Consider the following 12,266-nt stretch of genomic DNA (forward strand, 5'->3'; position numbering starts at 1 on the left):
CCCCACTGTGGCACCCACCACTGACATCGCAATGCCGATGGGCCAAGTGCCGGAACGCTTGCGCCGCACCCTAGTTGGGGCCTCGTCCCTCGTCAGCCGGATAGGACATCGGTCACTCGATGGAATGGCTCTGGGGAGAGGTGGATGACGGAAGGCAAGGATCAGGCCCCGGCTGCGGGAGGCATCCGGGGCCTGCGAAGTGCCTGGTCAGGCGGTGGATCGTACGGGTAGTGGGGCTATGCGCCCGCCGCCTTCGCCGCGATGTCCGTACGGTGCTGGGAGCCGTCCAGACGGATGCGGGAGACCGCCCGGTAGGCCCGCTCCCGCGCTTCCGTGAGGTCACCGCCCGTCGCGGTGACGGACAGGACACGACCACCCGCGCTGACGACGGAATCGCCGTCGCGCTTGGTACCCGCGTGCAGGACGTAGGCGTGCGGGGCGTCGTGCGCGGCCACCTCGTCGAGACCGGTGATCGGGTCGCCGGTGCGCGGCGTGCCGGGGTAGTTGTGCGAGGCGACGACGACCGTGACGGCCGCGTCGTCGCTCCAGCGCAGGGGTTCCAGGTCGGCAAGGGTGCCGTTCGCCGCGGCCAGCAGGACGCCGGCCAGGGGGGTCTGCAGACGGGCCAGCACCACCTGGGTCTCGGGGTCACCGAAACGGGCGTTGAACTCGATCACTCGGACACCGCGGGAAGTGATCGCCAGCCCGGCGTAGAGGAGGCCGGAGAACGGGGTGCCGCGACGCCGCATCTCGTCGACCGTCGGCTGCAGGACGGTCTCCATGACCTCGTCGACCAGCTTCGGGTCCGCCCACGGCAGCGGGGAGTACGCGCCCATGCCGCCGGTGTTCGGGCCCTCGTCGTTGTCCAGCGCGCGCTTGAAGTCCTGGGCGGGCTGGAGGGGGACGACCGACTCGCCGTCGGTGACCGCGAAGAGGGAGACCTCCGGGCCGTCGAGGAACTCCTCGATGACGACACGCTCACAGGCGTTCGCGTGCGCCTTCGCCGCGTCGAGGTCACCGGTCACGACGACGCCCTTGCCGGCGGCCAGACCGTCGTCCTTGACCACGTACGGCGGGCCGAACGCGTCGAGTGCCTCGTCGACCTCCGCCTCCGTCGTGCAGACATACGAGCGGGCGGTGGGAACCCCGGCCGCGGCCATCACGTCCTTGGCGAAGGCCTTGGACCCCTCCAGCTGCGCGGCCTTCCTGGACGGGCCGAACACCGGGATACCCGCCTCGCGCACGGCGTCGGCGACCCCCGCGACAAGCGGGGCCTCCGGGCCTACGACCACCAGCCCGACGTCGAGCTGTGCGGCCAGCGCCGATACGGCCGCGCCGTCCAGGGCGTCGACCGGGTGCAGCTCGGCGACCTCGGCGATGCCGGCGTTGCCGGGGGCGCAGTGCAGCGCGGTGACGGCGGGGTCGAGGGACAGGGAGCGGCACAGGGCGTGTTCGCGGGCGCCGCTGCCGATGACGAGGACCTTCACGGGGTCAGCCTATCGGCAGGCGGCGGGGTGTCCTTGTGCGGGCTTCCGAAGGGGTGGGGGGAGGCGGTTTGTGGGTTCCTCCAAGGAGGCCTTGTGCCTGCTCGAAGGAAAGTCGGCTCGAAGGAAGGCCGGCTCGAAGGAAGGCGTGCTCGAACGAGGTTCTGCTGGGAGGGGCCTGCGCTACTCGTTCGAGAGCTCCTCCACCACCGTCGCGCCCAGTTCCCGCACGATCAGTTCCTGGCCGGAGAGGGCCGACTCGTCGAGATCGGGGTCGTCGTCCTCGGGGATGTCGTCCTCGGGGGCGACGGGGGCGGAGGGCGGCGGCTCCGGGGCGGAGGGCGGCGAGGGGGCGGGAGCCGGTGCCGGGGTCGCCGGGGCCGGTGCAGGGGACGTGGCGGCCTGTGCGGGTGCGGGGCGCTGCGGAGCGGCCGCCGTACCGCTGCCGTACGCACCGGTGGCAGCGCCGCTGCCGTAGCCACCGGCGGCACCGGCACCGTTGTGACCGCCCGTGGCACCGCCGCCGTAGCCACCACCGGCGTTGAAGCCCCCGGTCGGCGGCGTGCCTGAACCGCCCGACGGGTCGACGATCGCCTCGATCTTCCAGTTGACGTTGAACTGCTCGCCCAGCGCCTGGCGCAGCACATCCTCGCTGCCGCTGCTCGCGAAGTTGTCCCGGGCGCCGACGTTGACGAAACCGAGCTGGAGGGTGGTGCCGTCGAAGCCGACGACCTGGGCGTTCTGGCTGAGCAGGATCCAGGTGAAGCGGCGGCGGTTCTTGACCGCCTCCAGGATGTTGGGCCAGAGCGCGCGCGGGTCGAGGCCGCCGCTCGGGGCCGGTGAGGCAGCCGGCGGGACGGCGGGCGCGGCAGGCGTGGCGGGCGCGGACGGGGAGGCGCCGGGCGGCGTCGCGGGTCGGCCGCCGCCGCCCGCGGGGGCCGCGGTGGGCCAGCCTCCGGGTCGTCGGCCACTGCCCGCGGCGGTCGCGGTGGGCCAGGCTCCGGGTGCGGAGGCTGCTGGTGCGGGAGCCGGAGGCTGGGCAGGCTCGCCCACGGCAGGAGCGGGCCCGGCGGGAAGGTCCTGACCACCCGGCGCACCCTGAGCGGCGGCCACACGCCGTTCCCCGGGCCCGCCCGGGCCTCCCGGCGCTCCGTCCTGCTGGGGACCACCGGGCGGGGGACCGGCCGCCGTATCCGAGGTACCCGGCGTGCCAGGGCCGCCGCCGGCCCCCCGTACGGCAGCCCGAGCCGCAGCCACGCCACCGCCCGGCGGAATCGCCGCACCCGCAGCCGCTCCCCCGTGCGCCTCGGGCCCGGGCACGTACTCCATGGCGGGCGCCCCGGCACCCGTCGAGAAGTTCACCCCCCGCTCCAGCCGGTCAAGACGGGCCATCACGGACCGCTCGTCCCCGTACGCGGCCGGCAGCAGCACGCGCGCGCAGATCAGCTCGAGCTGGAGGCGCGGGGAGGTCGCTCCCCGCATCTCGGTCAGCCCCTCGTTGACGATGTCGGCTGCTCGGCTCAGCTCGGCGGGGCCGAAGGTGCCTGCCTGGGCCTGCATCCGCTCCAGCACGTCGGCCGGAGCGTCGATGAGCCCCTTGTCCACCGCGTCCGGCACGGCGGCGATGATCACCAGGTCCCGCAGCCGCTCCAGCAGGTCGGCGACGAACCGCCGCGGATCGTTGCCTCCCTCGATGATCCGGTCCACGACCTCGAAGGCGGCGGCCCCGTCCCCGGTGGCGAAGGACTCGACGACGGAGTCGAGCAGTGACCCGTCCGTGTAGCCCAGCAGCGAGGTGGCCATGGCATACGTCACACCGTCCGCCCCGGCGCCCGCGAGCAGCTGGTCCATGACGGACATGGAGTCACGTACGGACCCGGCACCGGCACGCACCACCAACGGCAGCACTCCGTCCTCGACGGGGATGCTCTCCTTCTGACACACCTCGGCGAGGTAGTCCCGAAGGGTGCCGGGGGGCACGAGCCGGAACGGATAGTGATGGGTCCGCGACCGAATCGTGCCGATGACCTTCTCGGGTTCGGTGGTCGCAAAGATGAACTTCAGATGCTCCGGCGGCTCCTCGACGACCTTGAGCAGCGCGTTGAAGCCGGCCGACGTGACCATGTGGGCCTCGTCGATGATGTAGATCTTGTACCGGCTGCTCGCGGGTCCGAAGAAGGCCTTTTCCCGCAGCTCACGGGCATCATCGACACCACCGTGCGAGGCGGCGTCGATCTCGATGACGTCGATGGATCCCGGCCCGGTCCGCGCGAGATCCCGGCACGACTGGCACTCCCCGCAGGGGGTCGGCGTAGGACCTTGCTCACAGTTCAGACACCGCGCCAGGATCCGTGCGCTCGTCGTCTTGCCGCACCCACGCGGACCGCTGAACAGGTACGCGTGATTGACCCGGTTGTTCCGCAGCGCCTGCTGCAGCGGGTCAGTGACATGCTCCTGCCCAATGACCTCGGCGAACGACTCCGGGCGATAGCGGCGGTACAGCGCGAGAGACGACACGCATACGAGGTTATAGGCGCCCACTGACAACAGGCCCCGCCCAGGAAACCGCGAGCCCCCGCCCGGCAACGCAAGCGCCCCCACGCACCCGCCAGAGCCAACCTACCCTTGCTGCCTTCCGGCCCTGGGGGAGTTCAGTCAGATAGCGCCGCGTGAGGGGCTTCGCCAAGCCTACCTGATGCTGAGGTGCGGGAACGAGTTCGCGAGCACTCCTCTCGGTCATGTAATGTTTCCGGCGGAGGATTCGCCTAGAGGCCTAGGGCGCACGCTTGGAAAGCGTGTTGGGGGCAACCCCTCACGAGTTCGAATCTCGTATCCTCCGCAGCCGCCTGACCAGGCGAAACGAAGAGCCGAGCCGCAATTGCGGCTCGGCTCTTCGGTCTGCGCTGGTTGCAGTTTTGGTTGCGTTTACAGGCGACATTCAGAGCATACCGACCGACAGGCAGGCGCACGTCCCGCGACTCCCGGCGGGCGGTCGGCGCCAGCTTGCACTGTAGAGGTCCTATGGAAGTTGGCGGTGGACGTCCCGGTGATTGCCGACGCTCAGGACCCGCACGATCAACTGACGATCCTCGACAGGGCAGGCGACGCGGCGGTCGCCGGCCCCAGTCAGGGACGTGATGGCCCTCAACGAGCAGATCGCCGAGTGGACGAACTCGTCGAAGGCCAGTTTCGCGAACACGGACTCGCTGACAGTCCAGAGCGTCCCCGGCACCGGCGCCACCCTGGGCGTGGAGTTCCTTGCGGCCTTCGCCGGCGTCGCGCCCGCGCCCCGCGCCCCGCGTCACGGCCTCGTGTCAACTCCGACCTCGCCGGAAGGGTTCCATGTCGAGGCCAACCAGGCCAGGTCGGCTCCGGCCTGACGGCGGGTCGCCCGCTCGCGCGAGAACAACTCCTCGGTCTTCGTCAGCACCAGCGTGTACGGGCGTCCCTGCCTCCTGGTCACATGGCTTACGGGCAGCTCGGCCGTGTCGATCCTGCTGTGCACGTGCCGCCGCCCGTCCTTCGCCAGCGGCCACTCCAACGTCCGCCGCGACCTGGAGTCGAGGAACTCACCCAGGGTTGCGCACAGCTCGCAGCCGCACCCGGTCCACGCCACCGACCAGTCGTCCTCGGCGCGCGGCGCCCGTCGCGCAAGCGCGCCGAGCCGGCCCCCGCACTCCTGTGCCACCCCCGCGAGCTCCGCCGCCGGGGGCTCGCCCTCCGTGTGTTCCCGCGCCGCGTGGCGCAGCATCGGCAGCAGACACTCCAGGACCGTGTCCGGGCAGGAACGCAACGCTGCCATGATCCGGCCGAGCAGCTGCTCATCGACCGCTTCCAGGATGCGCAGCAGCGGCAGGCTCAGCCGCTCCAACCGCGCGCGGCGGATCTCGGCCGGCCCGGTTTGGGCCCACAGCCGCAGTTCACCGTTCACCTGGGTCCAGGCTCCGGTCAACAGCAGCTGGGCCACCGCCGGACTTCGGGCGGAGCACAGGGCCGCGCACAGCTGGGGAAGCCGCTCGGTCCAGTCGTACCGGTGTTCCTCGAAGCGGTTCCGCGCGCCGCCGAACCAGTCCTCGGTGACCTGGTCCAGCCACGGGACGCCGTACCGCTGCGCCACCGCGGCCAGGTCGTCCGCGTGTTCGGGAGTGAGCGCGTCGATCCGGAACGGCTCAAGGAGCATCGCAGCGGTCCCGGGTGCCTCAAGGCCCTCGGCCACCCGCAGCGCGCTCCCCAACTGCCCGGGCTGTACACCACTGCCCTTCCAGAACGGTGCGAGGGACTCGGCCGCGGCGCGTGCGCCGTCCCTGTCACCCGTGGCGATACGAGCCCGCAGTTCCTCGAGTGCCCACCGCGATCCGGCCTCGCCGCGTGCCGCGAAAGCCCGCTCTCGTGGCCACACCACGACCGCGGCCCGCCGGTACCAGCGGTCCAGTGTGTTGCCGTAGTTGCCCATGTAGCCCTCGTACTGGGAGTCATAGGGCTTCAGGTCCGCGCTCGGGGTACTGGCACAGCTCTCGTAGTCGCGGACGTACAGCGAGATCTCCTCGCCGCCGACACCGTCCGGACCGGTCCACCAGCCGAGGGTGATCTCGTCGTCGATCAGCTCGCCCAGCTCGTAGTCCTCGTCGGCACCCGCACCATCGACCGCGGCTGCTTCCTCGCCCTCGCCCTCTTCGTCCTCCTCGTCGTAGCCGTAGTCGTCCCAGGGGTCATACCCGGGCGGAGTGGCGTCCCAGGTCTCCTTCACCTCGGCAAGGGCGAGTACCGTCTCGCATCCCGCCTGGGCCGCCGCGGCGCGCAACAGCGCGGCACGCTCCGCGTCGGCGCCCTTGAGCCGGTCCCAGCCGAGACCCCGCTGGGTGTACTCGTGATCGAGCAGGTAGACGAGACGACGGGGCGGATCGGGGTACGGGCGGCCGTAGCGCGGCCTGGCCGGTGTGTCGAAATGCTGCTCCAGGCAGTGCGCCATGTCGTCGAGCGGGCCGGACTCCCGCTCCGGGGTCCCTCGCTCGGCCAGCAGGTTGAACGTGAGGGTCACCCGGTAGCCGCTCCTGACCGGCGTCACCTCGTGCGGGCAGTCGGCGTAGAAGGCCACCAGGCTCAGCTCCGTCTTCGACGCACGGTAGGTCCGGCTCTGCCCGGCGTGCCCGATGACCAGCTCGCCGCCGGTGTATGCCGAGGGCAGCGACAGCACCAGCGTGCCCACCATGGCGTCGTCCTTCTCCGAGTCCTGGTGGGGGAGGAAGAACTGCCCCTTGCCGTACACGAGGAGGGCGTGCGGCTCGGCCCTGAGCCGGGTCGACGCGGGCAGCCCGAGTTCGTCCCGGAAGTACTCCAGCGCGCCGTCGAGCAGCGCCGGCCAGGCCGGGCCGCCCAGCGTGACCTGGTCCGGCGGGATCTGCCACGTGTCGCGCACACTGCTGTCGCTCAGGGTGTCCTTCCCCCGGCCGAACAGTGCCGGACGTGCCACCGCGATGAGCTTCCTCACCTGCGGCGCGCGCAGCGGCAGACGCACCGGTCCGACCCCGGCCACCTCAAGGCGGACGCCGTCCGCCGGTGCGTCGAGCCGGGCGCTGAACTCCGCCGCCCTCGAGCTGCCGAGCAGCACGCCCAGCCGCTCCCTCGCGCTCTTGGCCATCGCTCCGCCCTTCCTGTTCCCACGGCCGTGCCGCCTCACCCCGACTCTACGGAGTGGCGGGACCGCGGGTGGCCGTCTCACCCGTACGGGAACGCCTTCCCCGGCGTGGACTGCGGCCGGGAAGCACCCGGTTCGGGCCCGCGTGCCCGTGCATGTTCCCCACCCGGGGACTGCGGGAACAGCCACCCCCGCACCTGACGCCCCGGCGCTGCGGAACAATGGCCCCGTGAACGACGACGACGCTCAACTGGTGTCCCAGGTAAGGTCGCTGCGGGAGAAGGGCAGCGGACCGAAGCAGATCGCGCGGGCCCTCGGGCTGAAACCAGCCCGGGCGAGCGCGCTGGTGCGCCAGGTGGCCCACGAACAGCAGAGCACGGCCGAGCCGGTCGCGCGCCCGGTGGTGGGCTGCTGGGTGAACGCCGGCTGGAGCACCGACCTGGAACTGTCCGAGGCCCCCGACTGGGCACGCGCCGACGCCGAGGTCGCCGGGGTCCCGAGGCCGCCGGTTTCGCCCAGGTCCTGATCGCCCGACAGGAGCGTGCCAGCCGGGTCACCGTCTGCGGGTTCCTCGTAGACGTCTACTGCCTCGGCGTCAAGGACAGCGTCGGCCCGCAGGCGATGGGCGGAGGATCACTGGACGCCTACGTACGCGACTACTACCGGGCGTTCGACCGACCTCCGCTGCGGATCGGCCTGGAGCAGGCGCAGAGCATCGTGCACGGTGGTGTGGCCTACGCCCGCACCCTCGGCTTCGAGCCCGCGCCGGACTTCGCGCAGGTCTCCGTACACCTCGGTGGGCCCGGCCCGGCGGCCCCGCAGGTCGGCTTCGGTCGCCAGGGCAAGCCGTTCTACATCAACGGCCCACGCGACGACGCCCGGAAGATCGTACGCACGCTGGAGCACACCTGCGGCGCGGGCAACTACGACTACCTTCTGGGAACGGGGCCTCTGTGACCGGCGACCACGACGAGCATCGGGTACGCACGACCGAGCACGAGGCACAGGCCAACCTGAAGGCGGTGCTCCAGCTGTGCGCGGCAGGCCGACTGCGCTGCAGTGAGAAGACACTCCGCCCGTCCGCGGCGACGGTCAAGACGGTCGCGGACGCACTCGACGGCGGCGACTTTCTACGCCGAGGAGCCGATCGCCTCCTTCGCCTGGCCGCTGCTGCTCCAGGCCGGCGGGCTCGCCCAACTCACCGCCGGAAAACTCACGCTGACCGCACGCGGCAGGGCGGCGCTGACCAAACCGGCACACGACACGCTCGCCCTGCTGTGGCGGCGCTGGCTCAGCCACGGTGTGATCGACGAGTTCTCCCGCGTCGAGGCGATCAAGGGCCAACGCGCGGCGAACGTCCTCACCGCCGTCAAGCCGCGCCGGGCCCAGGTCGGCGCGCCCCTGGCCGCCTGCACATCCGGTGAGTGGACCGATGTCGACACACTCTTCCGCACCATGCGCAAGGCCGGTCACGATCCCGGGATCGCCCGCACCGAGCGCGCCCTGTGGAAGCTCTACCTGGAGGACCCCGAGTACGGCAGCCTCGGCTACGACGGGTTCCGCAACTGGGAACTCCTCCAGGGCTGCTACACCCTCGCCGTGCTCTTCGAGTACGCCGCCGTCCTCGGCCTGATCGATGTGGACTACCGGCCGCCGGTGGGCGCCCGCGACGACTACCGCGACAACTGGGGCGCCGACTGGACCGACTGCATCAGCCGCTACGACGGCCTCCTCGGCCTCCGCCTCAACCCGCTCGGCGCCTACGCCACCGGGCAGGCCGCCGCCTACCTCCCCACCCCCGCACCGGCCGACACCGTCCCGAAGAGTTCTGGCGGTCTGAAGGTGCTCCCCAACCACGACGTGGTGGCCCTCGACGGACTCGCCCCCGCCGAGACCCTCCTCCTCGACGCCTTCGCCGAACGCACTGGCGACCGCGTGTGGGCCCTGACCTCCGCCTCGCTGCTCGCCGCCGCGGACACGGGCCGCGATCTCGCCGAACTCCGCCGCCATCTGGAGGCCACCGCCGGTCCGCTCCCGCAGACGGTCACCACCCTGCTGGACGACGCCGCCCGCCGCGTCGGCCAGGTCCGCGACACCGGGCCGGTGCACCTCGTCGAGTGCGCGGACGCGGCCGTCGCGGCCCTCCTCGCCACCGACCGCCGCACCCGTACCCACTGCACCCGTCTCGGCGAACGACACCTCGCCGTCCCCCTCGACAAGCTCCCCGCCTTCCGCAAATCCGCCCTTGCCCAGGGCTACCCCGTCGGCTGACACACGTCCTCGACGCCGGTCCGGCCGTCACGGTCGAGTACATCGCCACCTCTGGCAACCGGACCGTACGCACCCTCAGCCGCCTCGTGCTCGACCCGCCCTGTCCCGAAGCCTGGTGCCATCTGCGGACCCCGAGCGCGTCTTCACCCTCTCGCGCATCCACGGCGTGATGCCCGCGCGGGACTCGGCGGCCAGGGCCGGGTGCCCGGGTGCGCCACCCCGTGGGCATTTTGCGAGATATACTTGACTCCATACTTGATATCGAGGAGGCACTCGTGAGTCGGACGGTTATCGACCTGGACGACGACCTGGTCGCGGACGTGGCCAAAGCGCTCGGGACGAGCACCAAGAAGGAGACGGTCAACACCGCTCTTCGCGAGGTGCTGGAGAGTCGGCGTCGTGCCCTGGCTCTCGCCCGGCTGCGGGCCGCGGCCGGGGACGGCGCATTCGAGCTGGAGCTGTTCGAGAACAAGGGGAACTACCGCCGGTGAACGCGGCCCAGTTCCTGATCGACACCAGCGCGCTCGCCCGGTTCATGCACGAGGAAGCGGAGCAGTACGGATGGGACCAGGCGGCAGCCGCCGGGCTCATCGCCACGTGCCCGATCACCGAGCTCGAGTTCTTCTACAGCGCCCGGTCGGCCGCCGACAGGGCGCGCGGCGTCGAGGACATGCGACTGATCTTCGGTTGGGTTCCCGTCGACGACCGCGCCTACGACCGCGCCTGGCAGGTCCAGGAAGCTCTCACCAAACAGGGAAAGCACCGCAGTGCTGGTGCGGTGGACCTCGTCGTCGCCGCGACGGCCGAGCTGCAAGGGCTCACCCTCCTGCACCGCGACCACGACTTCGCCTGCATCGCGGCGGTGACCGGCCAGGCTCTCCAGTGGTACGGCCCGGAGAGCGGCAAATAGACGGGCGATGGTTGCAGTTCTGGTTGCATTCACCTCCGTACAGCACCGTTCAGGAGCCCCACCCGCCACAGCCGCACCGCAGGTCAGAACGCTCCCGCACACCCCTGTACCCCAGGACGAACATTTGGAAAGCGTGTTGGGGGCAACCCCTCACGAGTTCGAATCTCGTATCCTCCGCCTGCCTCACCGGGCACGATGCCGAAGGGCCCCACCGTTCGCGGTGGGGCCCTTCGACGTGCTCCGTCTCAGTTTTGGGCTCATTTACTTCCGACATTCAAGGCATTCTTCTCGCCTGTGCGGCTCGCTGCTCCCGCGAGCCTTGGCCCATTCAAGGGACACTCACGGATGCGGCGAGGCAATCACCGAGCGTCATCCGCGCATGTGCGCGCCTCTCTCATATGCAGGGGTATGTTTTATGGAGGCGTACTTCTATATCTGGGAGAGGCATGGACAAGCCGGCCGAGATGTTCGACCGAGACTACGAGTGGTCGGCGCTGAGGCGATTCATCACCGACCCACAGCCGGGCGCGACTCTCGGCGTGGTCTCCGGACGTCGCCGCCAAGGCAAGACCTTCCTGCTGGACGCCGCGTGCCGCGCCGCCGGAGGTTTCTATTTCGGTGCGACCGAAGCTACGGACGCCGAGTCGCTGCGGAGGATCAGCACCGCGCTGACCGATCACGTCCGGCCCGCCAGCCCGTTCCACTTCGCCAACTGGTCAGAGGCGGTCGACGCGCTTCTCGCCATCGGCTCCGAACGCCCCGTCCCTGTGGTGATCGACGAGTTTCCGTACCTGGCCAAGGCCAATCCGGAACTGCCCTCGATCATCCAGGAGGCTCTGCGGCCCCTGCGTGATCAGCGCACCCGCTCGCGCACTCGGCTGCTGCTGTGCGGCTCGGCGCTGTCCTTCATGGGTCGGCTGCTGTCGGGTAACGCCCCGCTGCGTGGACGGGCGGGCCTGGAGCTGGTCGTCCGCCCCCTCGACCACCGCCTCGCCGCGGACTTCTGGGACATCACCGACCCCCACCTGGCCATGAAGGTCAACGCGATCGTCGGCGGCACGCCGGCCTATCGACGCGAGTTCGCGCGCGGCGACACTCCCAAGGGGCCGGACGACTTCGACGACTGGGTTGTCCGCACCGTCCTCAATCCCGAGACCCCCCTCTTCCGCGAGGCCCGCTACCTGTTGGCCGAAGAGCCCGACCTTCGCGACACCGCCCTGTACCTGTCCGTACTGGCCGCCGTCGCCGACGGCAACGCCACCCGAGGCGGCATGGCCAGCTATCTGGAACGCAAAGCCACCGACATCGCGCACCCCATCAACGTTCTGGAAGACGCGGGACTGCTCCACCGCGACGCGGACGCATTCCGCGACAACCGGCCCACGTATCGCATCGCCGAACCGCTGATCGGCTTCTACCACGCGATCATGCGCCCGGTGTGGGACCAGCTCGAACGCCCGGGCAGTGCGACACGGGTCTGGCAAGCCAGCCGCCGACGCTTCGCAAGCAATGTCCTGGGGCCTCATTTCGAACAGGTTTGCCGCGACTGGGCTCTCCATCACGCCGATCCCGACCTTCTGGGCGGTCTGCCCGCCCGCGTCGGGCATGGCGTAGTCCACGACTCCAAGGCCCGCATCGGCCATGAGGTCGACGTGGCGGTGATCGGCATCGCCGACGCCGACAAACCTCCGCTCCTGGCCATCGGGGAGGCCAAGTGGAACGACACCATGGGCATGGCCCACGTCGACCGCCTCCGGCATATCCGCAGCCTTGTCAGCCAGGCCGGACGTTATGACACCACCGACACTCGGCTCATCTGCTTCAGCGGAGCAGGATTCAACGACAAAGCCCATGCCGCAGCGGAAGCCAACACTGATGTCCGTCTCATCGACCTGGCTGCGCTCTACAGCCAGGAGTGAAGGGGCGTACCGAGTCCGGAACGGCAGCCGCCACGGAGAGATCAGCT

10 protein-coding genes, 1 tRNA gene and 1 other RNA gene are annotated in these 12,266 nt (G+C 70.5%); 7 read left to right on the forward strand and 5 right to left on the reverse strand.

Annotated features, from left to right (window positions below):
- Positions 1-236 precede the first annotated feature (236 nt).
- From purD to ffs, 3 genes are all read right to left on the reverse strand, one after another.
- On the reverse strand, positions 237-1,487 hold the full coding sequence (purD, locus tag StrepF001_RS14390) for a phosphoribosylamine--glycine ligase (protein ID WP_129798640.1): 1,251 nt from the start codon (positions 1,485-1,487) through the stop codon (positions 237-239).
- Between the two features lie 180 nt (positions 1,488-1,667).
- Positions 1,668-4,001, reverse strand: a complete 2,334-nt coding sequence (locus tag StrepF001_RS14395) for a DNA polymerase III subunit gamma and tau (protein ID WP_129798641.1) — start codon at positions 3,999-4,001, stop codon at positions 1,668-1,670.
- A 67-nt stretch (positions 4,002-4,068) separates the two neighbouring features.
- An RNA gene (ffs, locus tag StrepF001_RS14400) (signal recognition particle sRNA small type) lies at positions 4,069-4,166 on the reverse strand.
- Positions 4,167-4,238: 72 nt separating this feature from the next.
- Between ffs and StrepF001_RS14405 the strand changes: the two genes are divergently transcribed.
- Positions 4,239-4,323: transfer RNA gene (locus StrepF001_RS14405), tRNA-Ser, on the forward strand.
- 180 nt (positions 4,324-4,503) lie between these two features.
- On the opposite strand, the gene StrepF001_RS46435 is transcribed toward StrepF001_RS14405, so the two are convergent.
- Together StrepF001_RS46435 and StrepF001_RS14415 are read right to left on the reverse strand one after the other, a co-directional pair.
- A complete protein-coding gene (locus StrepF001_RS46435) occupies positions 4,504-4,716 on the reverse strand; it encodes a hypothetical protein (protein ID WP_206306855.1) in 213 nt (70 codons plus the stop codon).
- 69 nt (positions 4,717-4,785) lie between these two features.
- A complete protein-coding gene (locus StrepF001_RS14415) occupies positions 4,786-7,122 on the reverse strand; it encodes a 2OG-Fe(II) oxygenase (RefSeq protein WP_129798642.1) in 2,337 nt (778 codons plus the stop codon).
- A 226-nt stretch (positions 7,123-7,348) separates the two neighbouring features.
- Here StrepF001_RS14415 and StrepF001_RS14420 point away from each other — a divergent pair, with 226 nt between their 5' ends.
- The 6 genes from StrepF001_RS14420 (at position 7,349) to StrepF001_RS14445 (ending at position 12,219) form a co-directional block, all read left to right on the forward strand.
- The gene (locus tag StrepF001_RS14420) at positions 7,349-7,645 is read left to right on the forward strand and encodes a hypothetical protein (RefSeq protein WP_129798643.1); all 297 of its coding nucleotides are present in this window, start codon (positions 7,349-7,351) and stop codon (positions 7,643-7,645) included.
- Positions 7,646-7,740: 95 nt separating this feature from the next.
- A complete protein-coding gene (locus StrepF001_RS14425; protein WP_129798644.1) occupies positions 7,741-8,076 on the forward strand; it encodes a hypothetical protein in 336 nt (111 codons plus the stop codon).
- 102 nt (positions 8,077-8,178) lie between these two features.
- On the forward strand, positions 8,179-9,390 hold the full coding sequence (locus StrepF001_RS14430) for a helicase-associated domain-containing protein (RefSeq protein ID WP_240797504.1): 1,212 nt from the start codon (positions 8,179-8,181) through the stop codon (positions 9,388-9,390).
- A gap of 275 nt (positions 9,391-9,665) precedes the next feature.
- The gene (locus StrepF001_RS14435) at positions 9,666-9,881 is read left to right on the forward strand and encodes a type II toxin-antitoxin system VapB family antitoxin (RefSeq protein WP_129798645.1); all 216 of its coding nucleotides are present in this window, start codon (positions 9,666-9,668) and stop codon (positions 9,879-9,881) included.
- Complete coding sequence (locus tag StrepF001_RS14440) at positions 9,878-10,300, forward strand: PIN domain nuclease (RefSeq protein WP_129798646.1); 423 nt, start codon at positions 9,878-9,880, stop codon at positions 10,298-10,300. Before StrepF001_RS14435 ends, StrepF001_RS14440 begins: the two co-directional genes overlap by 4 nt.
- A 446-nt stretch (positions 10,301-10,746) precedes the next feature.
- A complete protein-coding gene (locus StrepF001_RS14445; RefSeq protein WP_129799102.1) occupies positions 10,747-12,219 on the forward strand; it encodes an ATP-binding protein in 1,473 nt (490 codons plus the stop codon).
- The last annotated feature ends 47 nt before the right edge of the window (positions 12,220-12,266 follow it).

The organism is Streptomyces sp. F001 (assembly GCF_004187715.1).
GTDB lineage: Bacteria > Actinomycetota > Actinomycetes > Streptomycetales > Streptomycetaceae > Streptomyces > Streptomyces flavusporus.

What these genes read in the sequence shown, in the direction of transcription:
- StrepF001_RS14415 (WP_129798642.1), bottom strand. Translation starts at nt 7,122, where the DNA reads ATGGCCAAGAGCGCGAGGGAGCGGCTGGGCGTGCTGCTCGGCAGCTCG.
- StrepF001_RS14425 (WP_129798644.1), top strand. Translation starts at nt 7,741, where the DNA reads ATGGGCGGAGGATCACTGGACGCCTACGTACGCGACTACTACCGGGCG.
- StrepF001_RS14445 (WP_129799102.1), top strand. Translation starts at nt 10,747, where the DNA reads ATGGACAAGCCGGCCGAGATGTTCGACCGAGACTACGAGTGGTCGGCG.